General features: G+C 67.9%; 24 protein-coding genes and 1 pseudogene. All 25 read right to left on the reverse strand.

All coding sequences use genetic code 11. From position 1 onward, the window contains the following. Positions 1-145: 145 nt before the first annotated feature. Positions 146-1,012: pseudogene (gene motD, locus G5A07_RS09100) on the reverse strand (flagellar motor protein MotD); the annotation flags it as partial. 1 nt (position 1,013) lies between these two features. Beyond that, entirely contained in the window at positions 1,014-1,754 is a 741-nt protein-coding gene (locus tag G5A07_RS09105) for a flagellar motor protein (protein ID WP_010482457.1), read from the reverse strand. 101 nt (positions 1,755-1,855) lie between these two features. Beyond that, the gene (locus G5A07_RS09110; RefSeq protein ID WP_191863188.1) at positions 1,856-3,688 is read right to left on the reverse strand and encodes a chemotaxis protein CheA; all 1,833 of its coding nucleotides are present in this window, start codon (positions 3,686-3,688) and stop codon (positions 1,856-1,858) included. A gap of 2 nt (positions 3,689-3,690) precedes the next feature. Next, on the reverse strand, positions 3,691-4,296 hold the full coding sequence (locus G5A07_RS09115) for a protein phosphatase CheZ (protein WP_010482455.1): 606 nt from the start codon (positions 4,294-4,296) through the stop codon (positions 3,691-3,693). Next, positions 4,296-4,688, reverse strand: a complete 393-nt coding sequence (gene cheY / locus G5A07_RS09120) for a chemotaxis response regulator CheY (RefSeq protein WP_006365466.1) — start codon at positions 4,686-4,688, stop codon at positions 4,296-4,298. The genes G5A07_RS09115 and cheY overlap by 1 nt, the downstream gene beginning before the upstream one ends. Before the next feature lie 57 nt (positions 4,689-4,745). Continuing rightward, positions 4,746-5,489: an RNA polymerase sigma factor FliA gene (locus G5A07_RS09125; RefSeq protein WP_010482450.1), complete on the reverse strand. Its 744-nt coding sequence runs from the start codon at positions 5,487-5,489 to the stop codon at positions 4,746-4,748. Continuing rightward, positions 5,486-6,373: a P-loop NTPase gene (locus tag G5A07_RS09130; RefSeq protein ID WP_010482449.1), complete on the reverse strand. Its 888-nt coding sequence runs from the start codon at positions 6,371-6,373 to the stop codon at positions 5,486-5,488. The genes G5A07_RS09125 and G5A07_RS09130 overlap by 4 nt, the downstream gene beginning before the upstream one ends. Further along, a complete protein-coding gene (flhF, locus tag G5A07_RS09135) occupies positions 6,360-7,988 on the reverse strand; it encodes a flagellar biosynthesis protein FlhF (protein WP_099560630.1) in 1,629 nt (542 codons plus the stop codon). The genes G5A07_RS09130 and flhF overlap by 14 nt, the downstream gene beginning before the upstream one ends. A gap of 145 nt (positions 7,989-8,133) precedes the next feature. Next, positions 8,134-10,194 carry a flagellar biosynthesis protein FlhA gene (gene flhA / locus G5A07_RS09140; RefSeq protein WP_171955051.1) on the reverse strand — a complete coding sequence of 687 codons (2,061 nt, stop codon included), beginning with the start codon at positions 10,192-10,194 and terminating at the stop codon, positions 8,134-8,136. A 44-nt stretch (positions 10,195-10,238) separates the two neighbouring features. Continuing rightward, entirely contained in the window at positions 10,239-11,369 is a 1,131-nt protein-coding gene (gene flhB / locus G5A07_RS09145) for a flagellar biosynthesis protein FlhB (RefSeq protein ID WP_191863189.1), read from the reverse strand. Positions 11,370-11,527: 158 nt separating this feature from the next. Continuing rightward, positions 11,528-13,663: a bifunctional diguanylate cyclase/phosphodiesterase gene (locus G5A07_RS09150; RefSeq protein ID WP_191863190.1), complete on the reverse strand. Its 2,136-nt coding sequence runs from the start codon at positions 13,661-13,663 to the stop codon at positions 11,528-11,530. A 275-nt stretch (positions 13,664-13,938) separates the two neighbouring features. Then, a complete protein-coding gene (fliR, locus tag G5A07_RS09155; RefSeq protein WP_043395550.1) occupies positions 13,939-14,730 on the reverse strand; it encodes a flagellar biosynthetic protein FliR in 792 nt (263 codons plus the stop codon). A 13-nt stretch (positions 14,731-14,743) separates the two neighbouring features. Beyond that, a complete protein-coding gene (locus tag G5A07_RS09160; protein WP_005413254.1) occupies positions 14,744-15,013 on the reverse strand; it encodes a flagellar biosynthetic protein FliQ in 270 nt (89 codons plus the stop codon). Between the two features lie 51 nt (positions 15,014-15,064). Then, entirely contained in the window at positions 15,065-15,844 is a 780-nt protein-coding gene (gene fliP / locus G5A07_RS09165) for a flagellar type III secretion system pore protein FliP (protein ID WP_043395553.1), read from the reverse strand. Position 15,845: 1 nt separating this feature from the next. After that, on the reverse strand, positions 15,846-16,265 hold the full coding sequence (gene fliO, locus G5A07_RS09170; protein WP_010482437.1) for a flagellar biosynthetic protein FliO: 420 nt from the start codon (positions 16,263-16,265) through the stop codon (positions 15,846-15,848). After that, entirely contained in the window at positions 16,262-16,597 is a 336-nt protein-coding gene (fliN, locus tag G5A07_RS09175) for a flagellar motor switch protein FliN (RefSeq protein WP_005409543.1), read from the reverse strand. The genes fliO and fliN overlap by 4 nt, the downstream gene beginning before the upstream one ends. Continuing rightward, positions 16,594-17,598: a flagellar motor switch protein FliM gene (fliM, locus tag G5A07_RS09180; protein ID WP_010482429.1), complete on the reverse strand. Its 1,005-nt coding sequence runs from the start codon at positions 17,596-17,598 to the stop codon at positions 16,594-16,596. Before fliM ends, fliN begins: the two co-directional genes overlap by 4 nt. Before the next feature lie 10 nt (positions 17,599-17,608). Beyond that, the gene (locus tag G5A07_RS09185; protein ID WP_043395554.1) at positions 17,609-18,124 is read right to left on the reverse strand and encodes a flagellar basal body-associated FliL family protein; all 516 of its coding nucleotides are present in this window, start codon (positions 18,122-18,124) and stop codon (positions 17,609-17,611) included. Between the two features lie 174 nt (positions 18,125-18,298). Then, on the reverse strand, positions 18,299-19,444 hold the full coding sequence (locus tag G5A07_RS09190) for a flagellar hook-length control protein FliK (RefSeq protein ID WP_100445583.1): 1,146 nt from the start codon (positions 19,442-19,444) through the stop codon (positions 18,299-18,301). Further along, the gene (fliJ, locus tag G5A07_RS09195) at positions 19,444-19,911 is read right to left on the reverse strand and encodes a flagellar export protein FliJ (RefSeq protein ID WP_191863191.1); all 468 of its coding nucleotides are present in this window, start codon (positions 19,909-19,911) and stop codon (positions 19,444-19,446) included. Before fliJ ends, G5A07_RS09190 begins: the two co-directional genes overlap by 1 nt. A 3-nt stretch (positions 19,912-19,914) precedes the next feature. Then, positions 19,915-21,300: a FliI/YscN family ATPase gene (locus G5A07_RS09200; protein ID WP_010485933.1), complete on the reverse strand. Its 1,386-nt coding sequence runs from the start codon at positions 21,298-21,300 to the stop codon at positions 19,915-19,917. Then, positions 21,297-21,938 carry a FliH/SctL family protein gene (locus G5A07_RS09205; protein ID WP_010485931.1) on the reverse strand — a complete coding sequence of 214 codons (642 nt, stop codon included), beginning with the start codon at positions 21,936-21,938 and terminating at the stop codon, positions 21,297-21,299. The genes G5A07_RS09200 and G5A07_RS09205 overlap by 4 nt, the downstream gene beginning before the upstream one ends. Next, positions 21,935-22,921: a flagellar motor switch protein FliG gene (gene fliG, locus G5A07_RS09210; protein ID WP_024958226.1), complete on the reverse strand. Its 987-nt coding sequence runs from the start codon at positions 22,919-22,921 to the stop codon at positions 21,935-21,937. The genes G5A07_RS09205 and fliG overlap by 4 nt, the downstream gene beginning before the upstream one ends. A gap of 7 nt (positions 22,922-22,928) precedes the next feature. Then, the gene (fliF, locus tag G5A07_RS09215; protein WP_010485928.1) at positions 22,929-24,575 is read right to left on the reverse strand and encodes a flagellar basal-body MS-ring/collar protein FliF; all 1,647 of its coding nucleotides are present in this window, start codon (positions 24,573-24,575) and stop codon (positions 22,929-22,931) included. A 13-nt stretch (positions 24,576-24,588) separates the two neighbouring features. Beyond that, complete coding sequence (gene fliE, locus G5A07_RS09220) at positions 24,589-24,954, reverse strand: flagellar hook-basal body complex protein FliE (RefSeq protein ID WP_005409552.1); 366 nt, start codon at positions 24,952-24,954, stop codon at positions 24,589-24,591. Between the last annotated feature and the right edge of the window lie 133 nt (positions 24,955-25,087).

Raw genomic sequence — 25,087 nt, forward strand, 5'->3', positions numbered from 1 at the left:
CCTTCATTGCCGGGGGAACGGCGGCGCCGACGCGGCTGCCAGCCGGCACCGGCGGCAACTTCACCGGTGCGATGGGGGAGGTGGGGGCGCTGGCCGGAGTTGCGGCGGCCTGTTCGGTAGCGGTGCTGTCGGTGGCGCTGGTGGCTGCGTTCAGGCGCTGGCCGAGCGGGTCCACCGAATGCGAGGTGTCGGCCAGGATGATGACCATCACCCGACGGTTGCGGTTGCGGCCCTGCGCGCTGTCGTTCTCTTCGCGCGGGCGGAACTGGCCGTAGCCGACCATCGCCAGCCGCGACGGCTGCACGCCCTGGTCGGCGAACAGATGTACCACGCTGGCGGCGCGTCCGGCCGACAGCTCCCAGTTCGAGGGGAAGGTGGCGGTGGCGATCGGCACGTTGTCGGTGTGCCCTTCCACGCGCACGCTGTTGGGCACGTCACGCAGCACCTCGGCCAGGCTGGCCAGGGTCTGCCGCGCATGCACGTCCAGCGCGGCCGAGCCGGTCGGGAACAGGATGTCGCTGTTGATTTCGACTTCGATCCACAGTTCGGTGCGGCGCACGCTGATCATGCCGCGGTCGATCAGCGGCGCCAGTGCGGCGGTGAGGCGGTCGGCGATGCTGTTGAGCTGGCGCTCGGCGCGCGCGATCTGCTCCTGGTTGTGCACCGACACCGGCATGCGCATCTGCGAGGCCATCGATGGCAGCAGGGTCGGGTCGTGCGACGGTGCAGGCGCTGAGGGTCCGATCTTGGTGCCGGACTTGATCACCGAGGGGCTGTCCCAGCCGCCACCCTGCACCTGCTTGTTACCCACCTGCACCGGATTGATGGTGCGCGGTGCGCCACCGAAGGCATCGGTCAGCGCGTCGGCCATGATCCGATACTTGCCCTCGTTGACCGAGGAAATCGCGTACATGACCACGAAGAAGGCCAGCAACAGCGTCATCAGGTCGGCATAGGGAATCGCCCATGCTTCGTGGTTGGCGTGCTCTTCGTGGTGCTTGCGGCGGGCCATGTCAGTGCAGGAAGCCGGAGAGGTTGGTTTCGATGTTGCGCGGGTTCTCGCCCTGGGCGATCGAGATCAGGCCTTCGATGACCATTTCGCGATCGCGGGTGTTGTGCGAGATCACACTCTTGAGCTTGGCGGCCACCGGCAGGAACAGCAGGTTGGCCGAGGCGATGCCGTAGATGGTGGCGGTGAACGCTGCGGCGATGCCGTGGCCGAGCTTGCTCGGGTCGGCCAGGTTCTTCATCACCGCGATCAGGCCGAGCACGGCGCCGATGATGCCGAGGGTCGGTGCGTAGATGCCCATCGCTTCAAAGACCTTGGCGCCGGCCTGGTCCTGATGCTCCTGGCTGCCCAGTTCGATTTCCAGCATGTGCCGCATCGATTCGGGTTCAACGCCGTCGACCAGCAGCTGCAGGCCCTTGCGCAGGAACGGGTCCTGCTGCGCTTCCACCTGCGATTCCAGGCCCAGCAGGCCCTGGCGGCGGGCGATGTTGCTCCACTCGACGATCTGCTGGATCAGTTCGCGGCGATCACTGTGCGGCGGGCGCACGACCCAACGCACGATCTTGAAGGCATGCTTGAACACTGCCGGCGAGGTATGCAGCAGGATCGCGGCGACGGTGCCGACGATGACAATCACGAACGCGGCAGGCGACCATAACGACGCCAGGCCGGCGCCCTTGAGGATGCTGCCACCGACCAGCGAGGCCAGGGCGAGAAAGAGTCCAATGAGGCTGAGTCTATCCATGGTTCCGGTATCGGCGTGTATGAATGGGACTTGAGACACCGGTAGATCGCGTACAGACGGTAGTCACAGTTTTCGGGTCGCCGGGCGACGCCCGGCGGGGGTCATCGCAGTCCGTCCACGTCCAGGATCAAGGCCATGCGACCATCGCCGATCAAGGTTGCACCTGCATAACCACGCAGGCCGCGCAGGGCTCTCGGCAGCGGCTTGATGACCACTTCCTCGCGCCCGCGCACCTGGTCCACGACCAGCCCGAAGCGCGCTTCGCCGGCCTGCAGCACCACGATGGTCAGCAGGGGCGAGGCGGCCGGCGTCACATCCAGCCACTGGCGGAGATCGACCAGCGGCAGGGTGTGCGAGCGGCGGTCGAGCACGGCACGGCCATCGAACCAGCCCAGCGACGTGCGCGGTGCGTGCAGCACTTCCATCACGCGCGCCAGCGGTAGCGCGTAGACGTCCTCACCGGCCTGAACCAGCAGGGTCGGCAGGATCGCCAGGGTCAGCGGCACGCGGATCAGGAAGCGGCTGCCACGGCCCAGCTCCGACTGGATCTGGATCTGGCCACTGAGTTCGCGGATGCGCGACTGCACCACGTCCATGCCAACGCCGCGGCCGGAGATATCCGTGACCTGCTGCTTGGTCGAGAAGCCCGGCAGGAACACCAGGTGCAGGCATTCCTCGCTGCTCAGGCGCGCAGCCGCTTCCGGATCGATCAGGCCCTTCTCGCGTGCCTTGGCGCGCAGCTTTTCGGGGTCGATGCCGGCGCCATCGTCCTGCACCTCGATGCTGACGTAGTCACCTTCCTGCTGCGCCGAAAGCCGCACGTGGCCCATCCGCGGCTTGCCCTGCGCCTCGCGCAGGTCGGGCATTTCCACGCCATGGTCGATGGCGTTGCGGACCAGGTGCACCAGCGGGTCGGCCAGCGCTTCGACCAGGTTGCGGTCGAGCTCGGTCTCGGCGCCGATCAGTTCCAGGTCCACTTCCTTCTTCAGCGAGCGGGCGACGTCGCGGGCCACCTTGGGGAAGCGGGAGAAGACCTTGCCCACCGGCTGCATGCGGGTACGCATCACCGCCGACTGCAGGCGGGCCGTGGCGATGTCCAGGGTGGACACGGCGCGGTCCAATTCTTCATCGCGCAGGCGTGCACGCAGGGTCTTGAGCCGATTGCGTGACAGCACCAGTTCGCCGATCAGGTTGACGATCGCGTCCAGGCGCTTGGTGTCTACGCGTACGGTGTGTTCGGCCTCGGCCAACGGCTTGGCGGCCGGCTTTGCCACCGGTGCCGGTGCGGCGACCGGGCGCGGGGCTGCAACCGGCGCCGGTGCCACGGCGGCAACAGGCTTGGTGCCCGGTGCGGCGCCACCGTGCAGCTGGTCGAGCAGGGCTTCGAACTCGTCTTCGCTGATCAGTCCGTCGTCGGCTTTCTTCGCTGGTGCGACCGCGGTCGGCGCGTTGCCACCATGCAGCTGGTCGAGCAGGGCCTCGAATTCGTCGTCGGTGATCAGGTCGCTGCCACCCGCGGCGGGTGCTGCGGCGGCGGCGGGTGCCGCCACGGCACCGCCGTGCACGTCGAACTGGGCGATCAAGTCCGGCGGCGCATAGCCCGGCTCGGTGCCGGAGGAAACTGCATCCAGCATCGACTGCAGGTAGTCCAGCGATTGCTGGGCCGCGTCGAAGTGATGGGCCTGCAGCACCGCCTGGCCGGCACGCGCGGCGCCCAGCGCTTCTTCAGCGGCATGGCACAGCTCCACCATGGCGGTGACGCCGAGGAAGCCGGCGCCGCCCTTGAGCGTGTGATAGCCGCGGAACACCGCGTTGAGCTGATCGCTGTCCTGCGGTGCCTGCTCCAGCGACACCAGCTGTTCGCCGAGGCGATCCAGGATTTCCTGTGCCTCGATGATGAAATCGGCAGTGATGTCGTCGGATACCGCGCTCATGCTTACAGCCCCAGATCCGACAACAGGTCGTCGGCGTCGTTCTGCGAGACCGCGTGGCGGTCCAGTCCCTTCAGTGCCGGCCCGGCCAGTTCCGGGTCGGTGCGATGCTGTTCCGGTGGCAGGCCGAGTGCGCCGAAGCCTTCGTGCACGCGGCGGACGATGCCCACCACGCGACGGATGATCTGCCCGGTCAGGTCCTGGTAGCTCTGGGTCAGGGCGATCTCGGTCAGGTTGTGGCGGATGCGCTCGAGCTGCGCGTCCTGGCCCGGCTGCAGGCCTTCGGCGCGCAGCTGTTCGGTCAGGCTGCGGCATTCCTCGGCCAGGTCCAGGGTGCGGTGCGTGGCCTGCTCGGTCATCGCCACCACGTGGTCCAGGCGCGCGCAGGCATCGTCCAGTTCCCCGGCTTCGCTCGGCACGGTCGGCAGTTCACCCAGCGCCTGCCCCAGTTCGCGGGCCAGCCGCGAGAGCCCACTCATCATCGGCTGCGTGCGCAGCGCGACCAGTCCGTCGATGCGCTGCCGCCAGGCGGCTTCGTCACCGGACTCGAGTGCGTCCAGGGCCTCCTGCAGGCGCAGGGCGAGGGCGCTCTTGTCGACCGTGGTATCCATCAGGCGCTGGCCGCCAGGCGTTCGAAGATCTTGCCGAGCTTCTCTTCCAGCGTCTGCGCGGTGAACGGCTTGATGATGTAGCCGTTCACGCCGCTCTGGGCGGCTTCGATGATCTGTTCACGCTTGGCTTCTGCGGTGACCATCAGCACCGGCAGGGTCTTCAGCTTGGCATCGGCACGGATCGCCTTGAGCAGCTCGATGCCGGTCATCACCGGCATGTTCCAGTCGGTGACCACGAAATCGAACGGCTGGCTCTGCAGCAGCGACAGCGCGGCATGCCCGTCCTCGGCTTCGGCGGTATTGGTGAAGCCCAGATCGCCCAGCAGGTTCTTGACGATTCGACGCATGGTCGAGAAGTCGTCGACGATCAGGATGCGCATGTTCTTGTTCAAAGCAGAATTCCTTTGTTGTTCATTCCGGACGGCCGGGGGCAGCCGCCTCGGGGATGTTCATTCTTCGAGGCCGGCGTCGGCGGCCTCGAACAGCTTCAGCCGGCCACGCAGGCGCAGTACCGCCTGGCCGTGGATCTGGCAGACCCGCGACTCGCTCACGCCGAGCACCGCGCCGATCTCCTTCAGGTTCAGTTCCTGCTCGTAGTACAGCGAGAGCACCAGCTGTTCGCGCTCGGGCAGGTGGCCGATGGCCTTGCCCAGCTCGCGGCCGAACTCGCCGCGCTCCAGCACCTGCTGCGGGGTCGGGCCGCCCTGGGCCACGGTGTCCAGCTCGCCCTGGTCCTCGATGCGCGATTCAAGACTCAGCACCTGGCCACGGGCAGCGTCTTCCATCAGCCGCAGGTACTCGGGCAATGGCATCTCCATCGCGGCGGCCACTTCGGTGGCGCTGGCGGCACGGCCACTGCTCTGTTCCAGGCGGCGGATGGTGGCGGCGGCATCACGTGCACGGCGGTGCACCGAGCGCGGCACCCAGTCGCCACGGCGGATCTCATCGATCATCGAACCGCGGATGCGGATCGAGGCATAGGTCTCGAACGAAGCCCCCTGGTCGGCGTCATAGCTGCGCGAGGCTTCGATCAGTCCCATCATGCCGGCCTGGATCAGGTCGTCGACCTCGACGCTCGCCGGCAGGCGTGCGGCCAGGTGGTGGGCGATGCGCCGCACCAGGTCCGAATGCTGGGCGATGACCTCGTTGGCCGCCGTGCGCTGGACTTCCCGGTACTGGGCTGCGCCTTTCATGCGGCCACCCCGCGCTGCTTGAGAATACGCTCGAGGAAGAACTCAACGCCGCCGCGCGGTTCGGTCGGCGCCTGCCAGCGTGCGGTACGGCGGGCAATCTCGGTGATCGCCAACGCGGCCGGGCTGGACGGGTAGGCCTTTACCACTGGCTGCTGGCGCTGCACCGACAGGCGCAGCCAATCATCCTGCGGCACACAGCCCAGATAGTTCAGCGAGACATCGGCGAGGAATTTCTCGCAGACCCGGGTCAGCTTTTCGTACAGCACGCGGCCCTCGTTGGGGTCGCGCACCATGTTGGCCACCACCTGGATGCGGTCCACGCCGCGCTCGCGCGACAGCACCTTGATCAGCGCATAGGCGTCGGTGATCGAGGCCGGCTCGTCACAGACCACCACCACGGTGTCCTGCGCGGCCTGGCAGAAGGTCAGCACGCCATCGGTGATGCCGGCGGCGGTGTCCACCACCATGATGTCCAGTTCGCGTTCCAGTTCGGAGAACACGTTGACCAGGCCGACGTGCTCGGCCGGGGCCAGCTCGGCCATGTGCCGGCGACCGGACGCGGCCGGGACCACCAGCACGCCGTTCGGGCCTTCGACGATGACGTCATCCAGCGTGCAGCGGCCGGCGACCAGGTCGGCCAGGGTAAAGGTGGGGTTCAGGCCCAGGATCACGTCGATGTTGGCAAGGCCAAGGTCGGCGTCCAGCAGCAGCGTGCGCTTGCCCATGCCAGCCAGCGCCACGGCCAGGTTGGCCGAAACGTTGGTCTTGCCCACGCCGCCCTTGCCGCCAGTGACGGCAATGGTGCGCACAGGGCCGAGCGGCTCGCTGCGGGTGGCCGACAGCGGGAAGGTCTTGGTCAGCTTGGCGTACTCACGCGACGGCATGGTTCAACTCCGGGTTGCAGGGCATATCGGCCGCGCGGCGCAAATCTTCAAGGCGAAGTACGAGATTGGCCGCACTGGCCCGGTGCAGGTCCTCCGGAACGTCCTGGCCATCGGTCACCCAGGTGATCGGCAGGGCATGGTCCACGGCCACCGACAGGGCGTTGCCGAAGCGGCCGGTCTCGTCCAGCTTGCTCAGCACCAGACCCTGCAGGTTGGCGGCGCCGAAGCGGCGGACCACCTCGTCCATGTCGCCGAAGCTGGTATTGGCCGGCAGCACCAGCAGGGTGCGCACCTGGCGGGCGGCACGCAGCCACTGCAGCTGGGCGGCCAGCGCGCGGTCGCGCGGGCCCAGGCCGGCGGTGTCGATCAGCACCAGCTTGTAGTCCTTCAGGCGTTCCAGCAGCTGGTCCAGGTCGGTGCCACTGTTGGCCTCGTGCACCGCGATGCCGAGCTGGCGGCCGTAACCGTACAGCTGCTCGCGGGCACCGATGCGGGTGGTGTCGGTGGTGACCAGGGCCACATCACGCGGCGCGTGCTTCTCGGCGAAGCGCGAGGCCAGCTTGGCGATGGTGGTGGTCTTGCCGGCGCCGGTCGGGCCAACCAGGGCGATCACGCCGCCTTCTTCCAGCGGGTCGACCGGGGCGATCGGCAGCTTGCGCGAAATCAGCCCCAGCATCAGGCCGCGGCCACGGTGGGCTTCGGTCTCCAGCGGGATCTGCATGGCCACGTCGCGGGCCAGGCCGGCGTCGAAACCGTACTCGTCCATCAGGTCCAGCGCGGTGGCGCGCACCGGGCAGCCACGCAGGCGCTCGTCGGTGAAGCGGTTCATCTCGCGCTCGATCACCTGGCGCATGCCGGCCACTTCCTGGCGCAGCTGGCGGATCTCGGCGTCGTCCTGGGCGACCACGGTCAGCACCGGGGCCGGGGCGAGGGTGGGCTCCGGCGAGGTTTCGATGACGGCGTCGGCCACTGCCGGTTCGCTGGCGGCGATCTCCGGCTGTGCTTCGGTCGGAGCCGCGCCCGGCAGCGGCGGCGGCTGCACGGCGGGGGCCGCGCTTTCGTGATGCATCTCGTGCGGCGGGTCGATCTGGAAGCGGGCACGGTTGGCTGGCGCGCTGGCGGCCGGTGCCGATGCCGGTGCAACGATGGCCTCGGCGAACGGGGCGAAGATCTGTTCGGGCAGCGCCGGTTCGTTGACGGCAGCGCGGGCCAAGGTCGCGGCGAAGCCGGTGCTGCCGCGGGTCGGCACGATCTCGTCGGCGCTGTCCAGGGTACGGCCGGTGGCACCGACCGCGGCGCGGGCGAGGGCGGCCACGGCCGAGGTGGTCGCGGCAACCGGTTCCGGAGCGGGGGTGTTGCTGCGACGGCGGGTGACTGCGGCAATGACGGCATCGGCGGCGGTGCGCGGCTTGGGTGCCGGCGGCGGTGCCACGTCACGGCGCGAGGCTTCCAGTGCACGCTGCACGGCGCTCTCGTCATAGTTCGCGGCGGCGACGATCTCGATGCCTTCCTCGATCCGGCGGTTGGACAGGATCACGGCGTCAGGACCATGTTCCTTGCGCACCAGGTTCATGGCCGAGCGCATGTCGGCGGCGACGAATCGTTTGATTTTCATGCTGTGGTCACGGGACGAAGACGGCGGGGTGGCGGTCGGAGAACTCGGGTGGTCGGTGGTCTGCACGGTGCGGGTTCCCCTTGGTGTCTATCTGTTGCGTTGGTTTGAAAGTGGTGTCTGTTTTCTGGCGCATCGGTGGGCGGCGTCAGCTGATCGTTCCGACCAGCTTCAGTCGCTTGTCCTCCGGCACCTCGCTGTAGGCCAGGACCGACAGCGACGGGACGCTGTGGCGGACCAGGCGCGCCAGCGCGGCGCGCACCGGGCCCGGTACCAGCACGACCGCCGGCTCGTTTCGCGCTTCCTGCTTGCTGACACATTCGGCCAGGCTCTGGTGCAGTCGCTCTGCGAGTCCGGGTTCCAGCGCGGCGCCGTTGCCCTGCGTGGACTCCTGCAAGACACGTTCCAATTGCGGGTTGAGGGTGAACACCGGCAGCTCCGCCGACATTCCGGCGATCTCCTGCACGATGAAGCGGCCCAGTGCGGTGCGCACCGCGGCGGTCAGCACGGCCGGGTCCTGGCTGCTGGGCGCATGTTCGACCAGTGCCTCGGCGATCTTGCGCAGCTGGCGGATCGGAATGCGCTCGACCAGCAGGTTCTGCAGCACGCGCACCACCGCCGACAGCGGCAGCGCCTTCGGCGTCAGATCTTCGACGAGCTTGGGCGCGCTCTTGGCCAGGTTGGCCAGCAGGTGCTGCACTTCCTCATGGCCGAGCAGCTCGGGTGCGTGTTCGCGGATCAGGTGCGACAGATGGGTGGCGACCACGGTGGCCGGGTCGACCACCGTGTAGCCCAGCGTTTCGGCCTGGGCGCGCTGGTGCGGCTGGATCCAGGTGGCATCCAGGCCGAACGCGGGATCCTTGCCGGCAATGCCCTCCAGTGCGCCGAGCGCGCTGCCCGGGTCCAGGGCCAGTTCCCGGTCGGGGTGGATCTCGGCGGTGGCCACCGGCACGCCGTGCACCAGCACGCGATAGCCGTTGGCCGGCAGTTCCAGGTTGTCGCGGATGTGCACCGACGGGATCAGGAAGCCGACGTCCTGGGTCAGCTTGCGGCGCACGCCCTTGATGCGCGCCATCAGTTCGCCGCCCTGGTTGGCGTCCACCAGCGGGATCAACCGATAGCCGACCTCCAGGCCCAGTGGATCGACCGGGCGCAGCTCGTCCCAGCTCAGTTCGGCGGTGGGCGCCGGTGCGGCCGGGCGACCCAGTGCGTTGAGCGCGGCGGCGTCATTGCCTGCGGCTGCCGGGTCGGTGGCCGCGGCCTTGCCCTTGCGGTAGACCTTCCAGGCGATGAAGCCGAGGATCGCGGACAGCGTCAGGAAAGCGACGTTGGGCATGCCCGGCACCAGGCCGACCACGCCGATGATGCCGGCGGTGATCGCCAGCGCACGGTACTGGCCGAACACCTGGCCGGTCATGGCCTGGGCCATGTCCTGCGAGCGCGAGGCGCGGGTGACCAGCATCGCCACCGCGCTGGAGACCAGCAGCGCCGGCAGCTGCGCCACCAGGCCGTCACCGATGGAGAGCAGGGTGTAGGTGGCCGCGGCGTCGCCGAACGGCATGCCGTGCTGCAGCACGCCCACGGCCAGGCCGCCGAGCATGTTGATGAACAGGATCAGGATGCCGGCGATGGCGTCGCCGCGGATGAACTTGCTGGCACCGTCCATCGCACCGTAGAAGTCGGCTTCCTCGCGGACTTCTTCGCGGCGCAGCTTGGCTTCTTCACGCGTCAGCAAACCGGCGTTGAGGTCGGCGTCGATCGCCATCTGCTTGCCGGGCATCGCGTCGAGGATGAAGCGCGCGGTCACTTCCGAGACCCGGCCGGCGCCCTTGGTGATCACCACGAAGTTGATGATGGTGAGGATCGCGAACACCACGATGCCCACCGCGTAGTTGCCGCCGATCACGAATTCGCCGAAGGCGGCGATGACCTTGCCCGCGGCATCGTGGCCGTTCTGGCCGTTGAGCAGGATCACGCGGGTGGAGGCCACGTTCAGCGCCAGCCGCAGCATGGTGGTGATCAGCAGCACGATCGGGAAGATGGTGAAGTCCAGCGGGCGCTTCACGTAGACCACCGCCAGCAGCACCATCAGCGAGATGGCAATGTTGAAGGTGAACAGCGCATCGAGCACCGGCGCGGCCAGCGGCACCACGACCATGGCCAGCAGGGCCAGCACGATCAGCGGCGCGCCAAGACCCTGGCGGATCATTTCCAGGGCGCGGCGGGTGTTGAAGCCGGTGGAGGGCTGGGCGCTCACGGGCGGCCTCCCTTGCCGAATTCATCCACCTGGATGTGCGGGGCGTCCGGCATCGGGCCAGTGCGCCACGCGCGCAGCTGGTAGACGTAGGACAGGACCTGGGCGACGGCCGAATACAGTCTCACGGGGATTTCCTTTCCGAGTTGGCCCTCCCGATACAAGGCGCGTGCCAAAGGTGGGGCAGAGACGATCGCGACCTTGTTGCCGTCGGCCACTTCACGGATGCGCAGGGCGGTCTCGTCCACGCCCAGGGCGACCACGGTGGGGGCGTTCATGGCGCCGCCCTCGTACTTCAGGGCCACCGCGTAGTGGGTGGGGTTGACCACCACCACGTCGGCGGTGGGTACCGCTTCCATCATCCGGCGGTTGGCCATCTGCTGCTGCAGCTGGCGGATGCGGCCCTTGACCTCGGGGCTGCCCTCGCTTTCCTTCATTTCCCGGCGCAGCTCTTCCCGGGTCATCTTCAGCTTGCGCATCCAGTTCCAGCGCTGGTACGGCGCGTCGATGGCGGCCAGCACCAGCATCGCACCGGCGGTGGCCAGCAGCAGGCGCAGGGTGAAGCCGAGGCCGTCGGTGATGGCGGTCTCCAGCGGGTGGTGGATCAGCCCGCGCAGGGTGTCGAAGCCGTTCCAGACCACCAGGCCAGCGGCGACGCCGACGAAGGCCACGCGCAGCAGTGATTTGGTGAACTCGGCGATGGCCTCCGGGCCGTACAGGCGCTTGAGCCCGCTCATCGGGTTCATGCGGTTGATGTCGGGCAGCAACGCCTTCTGCGACCAGCGCAGGCCACCCATCACCAGCGGTGCGACGAAACTGGCCAGCAGGCAGACCAGCACCAGCGGTGCGATCACCAGCATGAACTGCAGCAGCAGGTCGCCGAAGTGGCCGAACAGTTCCTTCGGGTTCTGCCGAAGGCTCTGTTCCGGGCTGAGCGCCTGCTTCATCCAGGCCGCGGCGCCGCGGCCGATCGAGCCGCTCATGGCCATCACCGCCAGCACGCCGGCACCGAACACGGCGGCGGTGCCGAGTTCGCGCGAGCGCGGCAGGTTGCCCTGTTCACGGGCGTCGCGCAGGCGTTTTTCGGTCGGTTGTTCGGTCTTTTCGCCGGCGGATTCGTTCTCGGACATCACGGGCACTGCGGCAGGGGTTGCCGGGGTGCGTGCAAGAACTGTTCCGTGATGGGGTGTTGCCTATCCACGCACGGCGTGGATCTATTTGTAGAGCCGAGCCCATGCTCGGCTATGTTTGGATCGGGCGCGAAGAGCAGCCGAGCGCAGGCTCGGCTCTACAGGGGAGCGTTGTCGCTGGGCGGTGGGCTCTGCGCCAGTTCCACCCGTGGCCGCGGCAGGTCGTGCAGCTGCATGAAGCGGGCGGCGTCCACCGGCCGGCCCAGCAGGTAGCCCTGCAGGTAATCGCAGCCCAGGCGCTCCAGGTAGGCGCGCTGCGCGGCGGTCTCCACGCCCTCGGCCACGATATCCATGTCCAGTGCATGGCCCAGCGCCACGATGGCCGAGACGATCACCACGTCTTCGGCGCTGTGTTCCAGGTCGCGCACGAACGCATGGTCGATCTTGATCTCGGTGGCCGGCAGGCGCTTCAGGTACAGCAGGCTGGAGTAGCCCGTGCCGAAATCATCGATGGAAATGCCCACGCCCAGGGCGGAGAAGCTCTGCAGCAGGCGCAGGCTGGTATCGGTATCGCGCATCACCGTGCTCTCGGTGATCTCCAGCACCAGGTTGCGCGGGGCGATCGCGTAGCGCTCGATCACCTCGCGTACGTCCTGCAGCAGGTGCGGGGAACTGAACTGTACCGGCGACAGGTTCACCGACATCGACCAGCCTTCGTGACCGGCGTCATGCCAGCGGCGCAGCTGCAGGCAGGCCTGGTCCAGCGCCCAGCGCCCGATGTCGTTGATCGCGCCGCTGCGCTCGGCCAGCCGGATGAAGCGGTCCGGCGGGATCAGGCCATGCTCCGGATGGCGCCAGCGGATCAACGCTTCGGCACCGGCCACCTTCTGCGTGGCTACCTGGATCTTCGGTTGGTAGTGCAGGAACAGCTGCTCGCTGCCAATGGCCCGGCGCAGGTCGGCCAGCAGCCGGAACTGTTGTTCGGCGCTGTCATTCATCCAGTCGGCGAACAGCACGAAGGCGTTGCGTCCGGATTCCTTGGCCTGGTACATCGCTGCATCGGCGAAGGCCATCAGCTGCCGCTCGCTGGCGGCGTGGTCCGGGCAGATCGCCACGCCGATGCTGGCGGTTACCTGCAGTTCGTTGTCCGGCAGCAACGGCCCACTGCCTACCGCCTGCAGGATGCGGCGGGCCAGGGTCGGAAGGTCCTCGTCGTGCTCGATGCGCACCACCAGAACGAATTCGTCCCCGCCCAGACGGGCCAGCATGTCGTTGGGCCGAAGCAGCTGGCGGGTGCGTTCGGCCACCGCCACCAGCAGTGCATCACCGGCCTGATGGCCATAGGCATCGTTGACCTGCTTGAAGCCATCCAGGTCCATGAACATCACCGCGAAACGGCTGCCGCCCTGTTCGGCCTCGGCCAGTGCCTGCACGATTCGACGCTGCAGCAGCAGGCGGTTGGGCAAGCGGGTGAGCGGGTCGTGTAGCGCGGCCTGGGTCAGTTCCTGCTGCGCGTCGGTGAGCGAGGTGCTCAACAGGGAATTGCGCAGGCGCAGCAGCTGCGCCTCCACCCGCTGGTCCAGCCAGGACACCACCAGCACCACGGCCAGGATCGCCACGGTGAGCATCACCACCAGCATGGCCAGCCATTCGCTCTGTAGTCCATCGCCGACGGCTGCGCCGCAGATGCTGCCTTCCGGAAAGCGTGCGGCGGCCATGCCGGTGTAATGCATGCCGACGATGGCCAGCCCGAGCAGGCCCGCCGCTGCCAGCCGGTCGCCGACACGGGTGCGCTGCGCGCGCAGGCGGAACGCAACATACAGGGCCGTCCACGAAGCAGCGACTGCCACCATCAGTGAAAACAGCAGCCAGCCCGGGTCATAGTCGATGCCCGGCTGCATGCGCATTGCGGCCATACCAACGTAATGCATGCCGGCGATGCCGGTACCCATCAACAGTGCGCCGCCAGCCAGGCGCGGATGCGGCAGGGTGCGCAGCGAGACCAGCCACAGTGCGAACACTGACGAGGCGATGGCCAGGGCCAGGGAGAGCAGGGTGATGGGCAGGTCGTAGCCGAGCGGAATGGGCAGGTCGAAGGCGAGCATGCCGATGAAATGCATCGACCAGATGCCCAGGCCCATGGCGAAGCCGCCGCCCAGCCGCCACCACCACGCCGCGCCCTTGCCGGGTGCGGTGACCGTGCGCCCGGCCATTGCCAACGCAGTGTACGAAGCCATCACGGCAACCAGCAGCGAGATCGCCACCAGCCACGGGTTGTACGTGCCTACCAGCATTCGTCAGTCTCCCGGACCTGCCTGTCGACGGAAACCACGGTGGGGCATGCATGAGGCAGGCCGACGCCGGGCGGCGGCCACGTGCGGCATCCCCCCGGTTGCCGCGCATTCACTCTAACGCGCGGACCCGGGGGAAGGGCAAGCAGTAAAACGTGAAATTGCGCCCGTGTAGAGCCGAGCCCATGCTCGGCTGCCGCTCCCGCCGAAGACAGCCGAGCATGGGCTCGGCTCTACAGAAACAAAGGCATGGCAAGCAGTAAAAGGTGATGATCAGGTCAGTGTGTGACCGCGTCGGCCGCCTGGAAGGCGGCATCGAACAGGCGCTGTACCGGCGGGCCCATTTCCCCGGCCAGCAACGCCAGCAGAAACAGGCCCAGCAGCAGCGAGACCGGCAGGCCCAGCTGGATCGGGTTCAGCGCCGGGGCGGCCCGGGCCAGCACGCCGAACGCCAGATTCACTGCCAGCATCGCCACGGTCAGCGGGATCGCCAGGGTCAATGCGCCGCGCAGTACGGTCAGCAGGAAGGTCGGGGCGATGCTGAAGAAGGCGTGCGGGTCGGGCAGCGGCGCGCCGATCGGCAGCGCCCGGTAGCTGTCCACCACCAGTGAGATCAGCGCCAGGTGCCCGTTGGCGGTGAAGAACAGCAGGCCGAACAGCAGATAGAACCACTGGCCGATCACGCCCGAGGTGCCGCCACGCAGTGGGTCACTCATCTGCGCGAAGGCCAGGCCGGTGCCCTGGGCAATCAGTTCGCCGGCCATCGCCCCGGCCTCGAACACCAGCCGTAGCAGGAAGCCGATGGACACGCCGATGGCCAGTTCGCGGGCGATGGTCAGGACCGTGGCGGCATCGAAGCCCGTCCAGTCCGGTACTGGCGGCAGCAGCGGCGCCAGCGCGATGGCCAGGGTCCCGGCCAGCACGACGCGCACCCGCGCGGGAACGGCACGGGTGCCGACCATCGGCATGGCCATGGCCACGGCACCGATGCGCAGCATGGTCCACAGCACGGTGCCGATCATGCCGAAGGCCTGCAGGCCGTCGGCTGCCATCTGGGTGGCGGCGTCCATCGAAGCGCGCGTCCTAGCCGATCAGGTGTGGAATGCGCTGGAACAGCAGCGTGGTGAACTCCACCAGGTGGCCGATCAGCAGGCTGCCCAGCGCGAACAGCACCGCGGTCAGCGCCGCCGCCTTGGCAACGAAGGCGATGGTCGGTTCGTTGAGCTGGGTCGCGGCCTGCACCACGCCCACCACCACGCCCACCACCAGCACGGTGAGCAGCAGCGGGCCAGCCACCCACAATACGGTGATCAGGCCGCCACGCAGTTCGGTCAAGGCAAGTTCGGGAGACATTCGGATTCCATCTGCTTATGTAGAGTCGAGCCAGGCTCGACTGCCTTTCGATCACGCCGGATTGAAGCTCGCCGCCAACGTACCCACGGTCAGCACCCAGCCATCCACCAGCACGAACAGCAGGATCTTGAACGGTGCTGACACCAGCATCGGCGACAGCATCATCATGCCCATCGACATCAGCACGCTGGCCACGACCAGGTCGATGATCACGAACGGGATGAAGATCAGGAATCCGATTTCGAAGGCGGTCTTCAGTTCGCTGGTGACGAACGAGGCGACCAGCACCGGGAACGGGATCGCATCGGGGCTGGCGTAAGTGCCGTGCCCGGCGATGCCGGCGAAGGTCATCAGGTCGGTCTCGCGGATCTGCGCAAGCATGAAGGCGCGCAGCGGCGAGGTGGTCAGCGTCCAGGCGGTCTGGAAGTCGATCTCGCCATTGAGATAGGGCGCCATGCCGGTGCTCCAGGCCTTGTCCCAGGTCGGCAGCATGATCATTGCGGTCAGGAACAGCGCCAGGCCCAGCAGCACCTGGTTGGACGGCGTCTGGCCGGTGCCCAATGCCTGGCGCAGCAGGCCCAGCACGATGATGATACGGGTGAACGAGGTCAGCACCAGCAGCATCGACGGGATCAGGGTAATCGCCGTCATCAGCAGCAGGGTCTGCAGCGGCAGGCTGACCGGCGCACCGCCGATTTTGCCGACGTTGATGTCCGGCAGCGGCGTGGTCGGGGCGCCCGGGGCGGCGAAGGCCAGTGCCGGCAACAGGCACAGGGCAAGCATCAGCAGCCACGGCATCAGGGTGGCAAGACGGGTACGGGTGACACGCATGTCAGGGGTCCTTGCGCAGCCGCTGCTGCAGCAGCTGGGCGAAATTCGGCAGGTTCTTGAAGTCCGGCACGCGCACCGGTGCCGGCGGCGGCAGCGGTTCGGGCAGGGTATGCAGGGTGTTGATGCCGCCGGCGGTGACGCCCAGCAGCAGTTGCTGGCCATTGACCTCGACCACCACCACGCGTTCCTTGGCGCCGACACTGAGGCTGGCCACCAGCTTCATGCCTTCGGCCGGGCGGAAGCCGCTGCCGGGCATGCGCTTGAGCAGCCAGCCCAGGCCGACGACCAGGGCCAGCACCGCCAGCAGCGCCAGCACCGCACCGAACAGGCTGGGTGCGGCGGCCGCATGCTGGCCGACCTGCGGGCCAACCGGGGCGGCGGTCTTGCCGACCGCCAGCAGGGTGGAGGCCAGCAGGCTCAACGCAGTCTCCGGATCCGCTCGCTCGGGCTGACCACATCGGTCAGGCGCACGCCGAAGCGGTCATTGATCACCACGACTTCGCCATGGGCGATCAGGGTGCCGTTGACGAACACATCCAGCGATTCGCCGGCGCCGCGTTCCAGTTCCACCACCGAACCCTGGTTGAGCTGTAGCAGGTTGCGGATCGGCAGGCGGGCGCGACCGACTTCCAGCGACAGGGTCACCGGCACGTCCAGGATCACGTCCAGGTTCAGGTCAGGACCGTTCGCCTCATCGGCCTGCAGGCTGCTGAACTGGGCCGGGGTCGGTTCGAGGGCGTCGATATCGTTCATTGCGGGTCTTCCTGGATGACGGGTGCGCGCGGGCGGGTGCCCGGCGGATGGGTAGCGGTGATCTTCACGGCGTTCATGCCGTTGGCGATGCCGAACTCGCCGGTGAACACGGGAATGTTCTCCACGCACAGCGGCACCTGCGGGCTGAGTTCGATCGGCAGGATGTCGCCGACCTTCAGCTGGGTCAGGTCGCGCAGGGTCATGCGCTTGCTGGCCAGTACGCTGGACAGGGTCACCTCGGCGATGTTGAGCTGTTCGCGCAGGGTCTGGCCCCAGCTCTCGTCGCGGTCATTGCGGTCGCTCTGGATGCCGGCGTCGAGCAGCTCGCGGATCGGCTCCAGCATCGAGTACGGCAGGGTCACGTGGATGTCGCCGCCACCGCCGTCGAGCTCGACGTGCAGGCGGCACACCACCACGTACTCGCGCGGCGTCACGATGTTGGCGAAGTGCGGGTTGATTTCCGAGTTGATGTACTCGAAGTCGACATCCATCACCGGTGCCCAGGCTTCGCGAAGGTCGGCGAAGGTCTGCTTCAGCAGCAGGTGGATCACCCGCATTTCGGTGGCGGTGAACTCGCGGCCTTCGATGCGGGTGGGGTAGCGCCCGTCGCCGCCGAAGAAGTTGTCGACGATGGCGAACACCAGGGTCGGTTCGAACACGATCAGGCCGGTACCGCGCAGCGGCTTGAAGCGGATCAGGTTCAGGTTGGTCGGCACATACAGCGAGTGCATGTAGTCGTTGAACTTGATCAGCTCGATGCCGCGCACCGACAGTTCGGCCGAACGGCGGATCAGATTGAACAGGCCGATCCGCCACAGCCGCGCGAAGCGCTCGTGGACCATTTCCAGGGTCGGCATGCGACCACGGATGATGCGGTCCTGGCTGGCGAAGTCGTACGAACGCGCCTCGCCTGATGGCGGTTCCGGATCGGTCTCGACCGCACCACTGTCCACGCCGTGGAGCAGGGCATCAATCTCGTCCTGGGACAGCAGGTCATTCATCGGTGGGCCCTTACTGGGTCACGAAGCTGGTGAACAGCAGATCGTCGGCGCCGTTGCTGCCGGTCTCGGCCTTGAGCACTTTCTGGACTTCGGCCAGCGAAGCGGCCTGCAGCTTCTGCTTGCCGGCGACATCGGCGATCTGGTCCGGGCTGACCTGCGAGAACAGCATCAGCAGGCGTGCGCGGATGGCGGGGGCATGGGTCTTGATCGCTTCCAGCGCGGTCGGGTCGCGGGTCATCAGCTGCACTTCCAGCTGCAGGTAGCGCGGGCCGTCGACCGGGCCGTTGAGGTTGACCACGAACGCGGGGTCCAGCGCGAAGTACTGCGCCGGTGCCGGAGTGCTGGCCTTCTTCGGGGCCTGCGCGGTCTTCTCTTCGTGCTTGGACTGGGTGAAGAACCAGACGCCGCCACCGGCGGCAGCGGCGGCCAGCACGGCCACCAGTGCGGTGATCAGGATCGGACTACGCGGCTTGGCGGCCTTGTCCTTCTCGGCGGTCTTCTTGGTTTTGTCAGCGGCTGCGGCCACGGGGTGAAGCTCCTGAGGGTTGCTTCACCGGGATATGCAAGGGGTGTGCCGGAGCCGGGGCGGAGGGATGCGACGGAATTCCGTCGGATGCCTGTATCGGTAGCGCCGGGGCCATGCCCGGCGGAGGGTTGGGGCTCCGCCGGGCATGGCCCGGCGCTACCCGCTCGCGCGGTGTCAGGCGTATGCGTCCAGCAACCCGCGCTGGCGGATCAACTGCGCGGACGACAGGCTGGCGTCGCCTGGCGACGGTTCTCCGTCACCTGCCATGCCGCCGCCACCGGACTGGCCCGACGCATTGCCGTCACCGCCGGGGGCCTGGTGGCCGACATCGGCATGAGCAAGCTGGAAGCCCTGTTCGCCCAGCAGTTCACGCAGGCGTGGCAGGCTGCTTTCCAGTGCCTGGCGCACGTCCACATGCGGGCTGCTGAAGCTGGCGTGCACCTTGTCGCCGTTCAACTGCAGGCGCACGTCGACCGGACCCATGTCGTCCGGACTCAGCCGGATGTGGGCATGGCCGATCTTCTGGTCGGCCAGCCAACCCAGGCGCGCACCGATTGCCTGGTCGAAACCATCGTCGCCGAGCACCGGCTTCGGTGTCGGTTCGCCATTGAAGATGGCATTGCCCGTGGCCAGCGCGGCCTTCAGATCCTGCACAGCCGCGTTGCCCGGTGCATGCAGCAGCGGCGCCGTGGCGCGGTCGCCGATGAGGGTTGCGTCGCTGCCTTCACCGCGCTCGCCGCGCTTACCGGGCAGCACCAGCTCAGGCAACGGCAGAGTGGTCGCCTGGTCGGCCCCATTGGGGGCGTCGCCTTCGGCGGTGGCCGTAGCGGTCGCCGCTGCTGTGGAGGGCAGGGCTGCTGCGACCGGCAGTGCAGCGGGCGAGGGCAGTGCGTTGCCGTCTGCATCGGTGGCCGTCGCCACTGCTGGCAGAGCGGCGGCAGGATCGGCAGGTGTCGGTACCGCCAGTACCAGTCCTGCCAGGCCGAGCGGCGGCCATGGGGCTTCCTCGGTCGTCGCCGAGGCGTCCTTTTCGGCAGCGGGCCTGGCTTGCACCGGGGGCACCGTCGCCGCAGTCTCTTCGGGTACGACAGCGCTGTCCGGCCTGCGCTCGGCGCTGGACTGGCCATTGCTGTCGGATGCCGGCCCCTGTGCAGGCGACGTGGGCATGTTCGAGGGCCTGGAGGATCCATCGGCGCCCGGCGCACCCCCCTGCAGCAGCTGGCTGAAATCCTTGCTGCCCTCACCGCGTGGCGCGCGCGTTGCGCTGCTGCCGGAATTCTGCGGCTGCGCGTTGGCGCTGCTGGCCAATGGCGCGGGCATCACGAGCGGCTTCCCTGCTCGGCGCCGTCCTGGTCTTCGGTCTGTACCAGGCGGGCGCGGCGGGCACCGATGTCATCCATCTCGCGCTGGTCGCGGCGGTCCGTCACCACCTTCTCCTGTGCGCGGTAGCTGGCGGCCAGTTGTTCCAGCACGGCCTTGTCACGGCTGGCCAGGATCAGCCGGGCGCGCTCGGCTTCCACCTTCTCGCGGTTGCCATTGACCGTGGCCTGCTGCTGTTCGACCGCACTGTCGAGGCGGTCGAGAAACGCGCGCCGGTTCAGCAGCTGCGCCGGGCTGGTCGCCGCCATCTGCGCATTCGCATACTCCTCGGCGTAGCGGCGCAGTTCGTCCAGTCGCGACAGATGGGTATCGAGCACGCGCTGGCGTTCGGCCAGATCGCGGGCCACCGCGTCCTCGTGTTCCTGGGCCCGCTTCAGAAGGGGATCGATGCGCTTGGACTGGTTCATGGCTTAACTCTCTTGTTCCACCAGGCGCTGCAGCGCCGCCTGGCTGTGCGGGAGATCTGCGGCCTTGGCAACGTCCTGGCCGAGGAACTCCATGATTTCCGGCCAGCGTTCCAGGGCTTCGTCGGTGGCCGCGTCGTTGCCGCGCTGGTAGGCACCGATGGCGATCAGGTCGCGGTTGGCCGAGTAGGCCGAGACCAGTCGCTTCAACTTGCGGATGCGCAGGCGCCACGGCTCGTCGGCGATTTCCGTGACCACACGGCTGACCGACGATTCGACGTCGATGGCCGGGTACAGGCCGCTGTCGGCCACGCGCCGCGAGAGCAGGATGTGGCCGTCGAGGATCGCGCGCGCTGCATCGGCGATCGGATCCTGCGGATCATCGCCTTCGGTCAGCACCGTATAGAACGCGGTGATCGAGCCACGGCCCTTGGCGCCGTTGCCGGCGCGTTCGACCAGTGCCGGCAGTTTGGCGAACACCGACGGTGGGTAACCGCGGGTGGTCGGCGGCTCGCCGACCGACAGACCGATCTCGCGCTGCGCCTGGGCGAAGCGCGTCAGCGAGTCCATCAGCAGCAGCACGTTCAGGCCCTGGTCGCGGAACCATTCGGCGATGGCGGTGGCACGGTAGGCGCCGTGCAGGCGCGCCAGTGGCGGTCGGTCGGCGGGGCTGGCCACCACCACGGCGCGGCGCAGTCCTTCTTCGCCCAGCGTGGTCTCGACGAAATCGCGGACTTCGCGGCCACGTTCACCGATCAGGCCGACCACGATCACGTCGGCGGCGGTGTAGCGGGTCATCATGCCCAGCAGCGTCGACTTACCGACGCCAGAACCAGCGAACAGGCCGACACGCTGGCCGCGGCCGATCGGCAGCAGCGCGTTGATCGCACGCACGCCCACGTCCAGCGGCTGGGTGATCGGTTCACGTGCCAGCGGATTGATCGACACGCCGGCCATGCCGACATGGCCCTCGGCGCGGATCGGGCCCTTGCCGTCCAGCGGCACGCCGTCGCTGTCGATGACGCGGCCGAGCAGGCCTTCGCCCACTTCAACGCCGCCACGGCGTGCGGACGGCACCACCCGCGCATTGGGCAGCAGGCCGTGCAGTTCCGCGCTCGGCATCAGGTAAGTGCGCTCGCCGGCGAAGCCGACCACTTCGGCATCGACCCAGCCACCATCGACCACTTCCACCTTGCAGCTGGCACCCAGCGGCGCTTCGCAGCCGACCGCTTCCAGGGTCAGTCCGACCGCGCGGCGCAGCACGCCTTCGCGGATCAGGCCACGGCCATGGGCGGTATCCACGCGCAGGCCATCGAGCCGACGGGCCAGGCGCAGGTTGCGGGCGATGGCCCAGTCGGCCGGTGGCGGCGTCGGCTGCGGATCGGGGGTCATGCATTGGCTCCGGTCTGGCGGATCACCGCGTCCAGCGCGCCGCGCAGGCGGGCTTCCAGGGTGCCGTCGATGCGCACGGCTTCTGCGTGCACGCGAAGATCGCCGCGGCTGAGGCTGGTGTCTGGCACCAGGCGTTGTTGTGGCGGCAGGCTCAACAGCGGGGCAAGGGCAGCGATGTCGTCCGGGTGCAGTCGCACTTCGACCTCGCGGGTGCTGCCGCCCACCGCGTCGATCGCCTCACCGACCAGCTGTGCCAGCAGTGCCGGGTCAGCTTCGTAGGCGCGGCCGACCAGCGCGCCAGCGATGCGTACCGCCAGTTCGCCCAGTGCGCCGACCACTTCGTTCTCCAGCCGCACCAGCGGTCGGCTGAAGTTGTCGAGGATGCCTTCGATCTGCGCGGCGAGGCGACGCACTTCCGCCTGTCCCTGGCCGTAACCTTCGCTATGGCCGTGCTGGAAGCCTTCCTTCTCGGCGCTGTCCTGGATGGCCTGGATTTCCTCCAGGGTCGGCAGCTGCAGCGGTGGCTCGGGTTCGTGTTCCGGGTCCGGCTCGGTGAGTTCGAACGCATCCTCCTGATCCAGCACCGGGTCGGGCTGGGCCAGCAGGTCCGGGGCAAGCCAGCGCACGACGTTGCTCACAGCATGGCCTCCGCGCTGCCACCAATGGTGACGGTGCCTTCATCGGCCATGCGCTTGACGATGGCCAGGATCTCGCGCTGCGCGCCTTCCACGTCGGACAGGCGCACCGGGCCACGGGCTTCCATGTCTTCCAGCAGGATCTCGGCCGCGCGCTGCGACATGTTGCGGGTGATCTTGTCGCGCACCTTGATGTCGGCACCGCGCAGGGCCAGGCCCAGGCGCTCGCCGCTCACTTCGCGCAGCACCAGCTGCATCTCGCGGTCGTCCAGGTCCACCAGGTCGTCGAACACGAACATCAGGTCCTGGATGCGGTTGCTCAACGGCGCATCGATGCGGGCGATTTCGCCCAGGATCGCCTGGTCCTGGCCGCTGTCCATGAAGTTCAGGATGTTGGCCGCGCACTGCACGCCGCCGATGTTGGACGACTTCAGGTTCTGGTTGCCGGCGAACTGGCGCTCCATGATCTCGTTGAGTTCATTGAGTGCGTTCGGCGGAATGCCGTCGAGCGTGGCGATGCGCAGCAGCACGTCCACGCGGGTGCGGTCCGGCAGCAGCTTCAGCGCGTCGGCGGCCTGGTCGGTTTCCAGGTGCGCCATCACGATGGCGATGATCTGCGGGTGCTCGTTGCGCACCAGATCGGCCACCGCGCGCGGGTCCATCCACTTCAGCGCGTCCAGCCCGGTGGTGTTGCGGCCGAGCAGGATGCGGTCGATCAGGTTGCCGGCCTTCTCGCTGCCCAGCGCCTGCACCAGCATGTTGCGGATGTAGTCGTCCGAGCCCACGCCCAGCGAGGTCTTCGAGCCCAGTTCCTGGCCGAACTGGTCCATCACCCGTTCCACCTGTTCGCGGGTGATGTCGGTCATGGTGGCCATGGCGATGCCGATCTTCTGCACCTCCTTGGGTTCCATGTGGCGCAGCACTTCGGCTGCATCCAGCTCACCCAGGGACAGCAGCAGCACGGCCGCGCGCTGCACGCCGGTCAGTTGTGCCTCAGTCATTGGCCACCCAGCCCTTGACCACCTGGGCCACGCGCTTGGAGTCGGTCTTCACGGCTTCACGCGCCATCCGCAGTCGTTCCTCATATGAATCCACCGGCAGGGCCAGTGCATCCGGCCCGCCCAGGCTGGCCCGGTCGGCGCCCAGCGCCGGCAGCGGCATGCCATCGTCATCGACCAGCTGCACGTCCGCGGTGTGCGGTTCCAGTGCCTGTTCGTCGTTCTTCCTGTTCTGGCCGGTGATCGCACGCAATGCCGGGCGCAGCACGCCGAACAGCAATGCCAGCACCACCACGGCGCCCAGCAGCATGCGGCCGGCATCGTGCACCCACGGCAGCTCCCACCAGGCCGGGCCTTCGACCGGCGTGGTATCACGCACGAACGGGGCGTTCATCACCGACACGGTATCGCCACGCTCGGCATTGAAACCGACGGCCTGCTTGACCAGTGCCTCGACGCGGGTCAATTCGGCGGCCGACAGCGGCTGCGGGCTGACCTTGCCGTTGGCGCCGGCGCGCGGCACGTTGTCCACCAGGACCGCCACCGAGACGCGCTTGATGCGGCCCGCCGGCTGACGGGTGTGCTGCAGGGTGCGGTCCAGCTCGTAGTTGCGGGTCGCGTTCTTGCTGCTTTCGGTCGGCGCCTGCGCGGTGGCCGGCGCGGCCTGCTGGCCCGGCGGGCTGTTGCTGGTCGCGCCCGGCACGCCCTGCGGGCCCGGGGTGCTGGTGGTGTTCTCGCTCATCTGCTCGCTGCGCAGCTTCTGCGGTTCACCGTTGTAGAGCTCACGGGCTTCCTCGGTTACCGAGAAATCCATGTCCACGCTCACTTCCGGGTTGACGCGGCCGGGGCCGGTCATCGGTTCCAGCAGCTCGCGGATGCGCTGGTTGAACGAGGTTTCCTGGCGGCGCACCTGTTCGAACTGGGCAGCGTTGACCGCCGCCTCACTGTTCGGGTCGCTGACGCTGAGCATGCGCCCGCTCTGGTCGACCACGGTCACCCGTTCCGGGGCGAGATCCGGGATGCTGGCCGCGACCATGTGCACGATGGCGTCCACCTGGCTGCGTTCCAGCTGCTGGCCGCCACGCAGTTCCAGGGTCACCGAGGCGCTGGCCACGTCACGCTGGCGGGTGAAGGCGCTGGGCTTGGGAATGGCCAGGTGCACGCGCGAATCGCGCACCGGGCGCAGCGTGTTGATGGTGCGCGACAGCTCGGTTTCCAGCGCATGCTGGTAGCGCGCGCTTTCGACAAACTGGCTGACGCCGAAGCCCGGGTCGCGCTCCATCAGCTCGAAGCCGAGCTTGCCGCTGTCGGTCAGGCCGGAGCCGGCCAGCTTCAGGCGCGCGTCGTGCAGGTTCTTTTCCGGCACGGTGATGCCACCGGTGGCCGGGTCGAGCGCGAACGGAATCTGCGCGGCGCGCAGCAGGTCGGTCGCTTCAGCGGTCGCCTTCTGGTCCAGGCCGGTGTACAGCGGGACCATGCCCGGCTTCTGCGACCAGAAGAACACGGACAGGCCTGCCGCCACCGCCACCGCGATCATCGCCATCAGGCCCAGCCGACGGGTGATCTGCAGACTCTGCAGGCGGTCGAACCATTGCCCGGCCTTTTCGGCGTTCAGGCTGTCCTTGGAGAGCGTCAGTGCCATGCGTCTCTATTCCTTACAGCGGCATGTTCATCACGTCCTGGTAAGCCTGGACGAGACGGTTGCGGACTTCCACGGTGGCGCGGAAGGCGATCTGGGACTGCTGCGAGGCGACCATCACCTTGGCGAGGTCGGCGCTGGGGTCGCCCATTTCGAAGGCTTTGGCGAGGGCGCCGGATTTCTGTTGCGCATCGTTGACGCCGGCAATCGCACCACGCAGGGTTTCGGTGAAGCTGGCCGGCTGGGCCTGCGGTGCGTCCAGCACCGTGCCCGGCAGGGCGTTGCTGCGCGGCGTTTCGCCCAGCGGGTTGAGCGCCGGCTGTCCCATCTGGGTCTGATAGGAGCGGATCTGCGAAAGGATCGAAGTGACGGAGTGGGACATCTGCAACGGTTCCAGAAACAGGGATGGGGTTGTCTGCTGGAGCCAGTGCAAGTGCCGTGCCGAAACCGGTTTTCGATTCAGTGAAGTGAGGAGGTTGGGTGTGCTGGCAGGGCTGCGCCCTGCACCCGCCGAA

This window comes from Stenotrophomonas sp. AS012628 (assembly GCF_010608305.1).
Taxonomy (GTDB): domain Bacteria; phylum Pseudomonadota; class Gammaproteobacteria; order Xanthomonadales; family Xanthomonadaceae; genus Stenotrophomonas; species Stenotrophomonas geniculata.

Coding starts and splice junctions, on each gene's coding strand:
- G5A07_RS09105 (WP_010482457.1), bottom strand. CDS start 1,754: ATGGATAGACTCAGCCTCATTGGACTCTTTCTCGCCCTGGCCTCGCTG.
- G5A07_RS09110 (WP_191863188.1), bottom strand. CDS start 3,688: ATGAGCGCGGTATCCGACGACATCACTGCCGATTTCATCATCGAGGCA.
- G5A07_RS09115 (WP_010482455.1), bottom strand. CDS start 4,296: ATGGATACCACGGTCGACAAGAGCGCCCTCGCCCTGCGCCTGCAGGAG.
- G5A07_RS09125 (WP_010482450.1), bottom strand. CDS start 5,489: ATGAAAGGCGCAGCCCAGTACCGGGAAGTCCAGCGCACGGCGGCCAAC.
- G5A07_RS09130 (WP_010482449.1), bottom strand. CDS start 6,373: ATGCCGTCGCGTGAGTACGCCAAGCTGACCAAGACCTTCCCGCTGTCG.
- flhF (WP_099560630.1), bottom strand. CDS start 7,988: ATGAAAATCAAACGATTCGTCGCCGCCGACATGCGCTCGGCCATGAAC.
- flhA (WP_171955051.1), bottom strand. CDS start 10,194: ATGATCCGCCAGGGTCTTGGCGCGCCGCTGATCGTGCTGGCCCTGCTG.
- flhB (WP_191863189.1), bottom strand. CDS start 11,369: ATGTCCGAGAACGAATCCGCCGGCGAAAAGACCGAACAACCGACCGAA.
- G5A07_RS09150 (WP_191863190.1), bottom strand. CDS start 13,663: ATGCTGGTAGGCACGTACAACCCGTGGCTGGTGGCGATCTCGCTGCTG.
- fliR (WP_043395550.1), bottom strand. CDS start 14,730: ATGGACGCCGCCACCCAGATGGCAGCCGACGGCCTGCAGGCCTTCGGC.
- G5A07_RS09160 (WP_005413254.1), bottom strand. CDS start 15,013: ATGTCTCCCGAACTTGCCTTGACCGAACTGCGTGGCGGCCTGATCACC.
- fliP (WP_043395553.1), bottom strand. CDS start 15,844: ATGCGTGTCACCCGTACCCGTCTTGCCACCCTGATGCCGTGGCTGCTG.
- fliN (WP_005409543.1), bottom strand. CDS start 16,597: ATGAACGATATCGACGCCCTCGAACCGACCCCGGCCCAGTTCAGCAGC.
- fliM (WP_010482429.1), bottom strand. CDS start 17,598: ATGAATGACCTGCTGTCCCAGGACGAGATTGATGCCCTGCTCCACGGC.
- G5A07_RS09190 (WP_100445583.1), bottom strand. CDS start 19,444: ATGCCCGCGCCATTGGCCAGCAGCGCCAACGCGCAGCCGCAGAATTCC.
- fliJ (WP_191863191.1), bottom strand. CDS start 19,911: ATGAACCAGTCCAAGCGCATCGATCCCCTTCTGAAGCGGGCCCAGGAA.
- G5A07_RS09200 (WP_010485933.1), bottom strand. CDS start 21,300: ATGACCCCCGATCCGCAGCCGACGCCGCCACCGGCCGACTGGGCCATC.
- fliF (WP_010485928.1), bottom strand. CDS start 24,575: ATGGCACTGACGCTCTCCAAGGACAGCCTGAACGCCGAAAAGGCCGGG.
- fliE (WP_005409552.1), bottom strand. CDS start 24,954: ATGTCCCACTCCGTCACTTCGATCCTTTCGCAGATCCGCTCCTATCAG.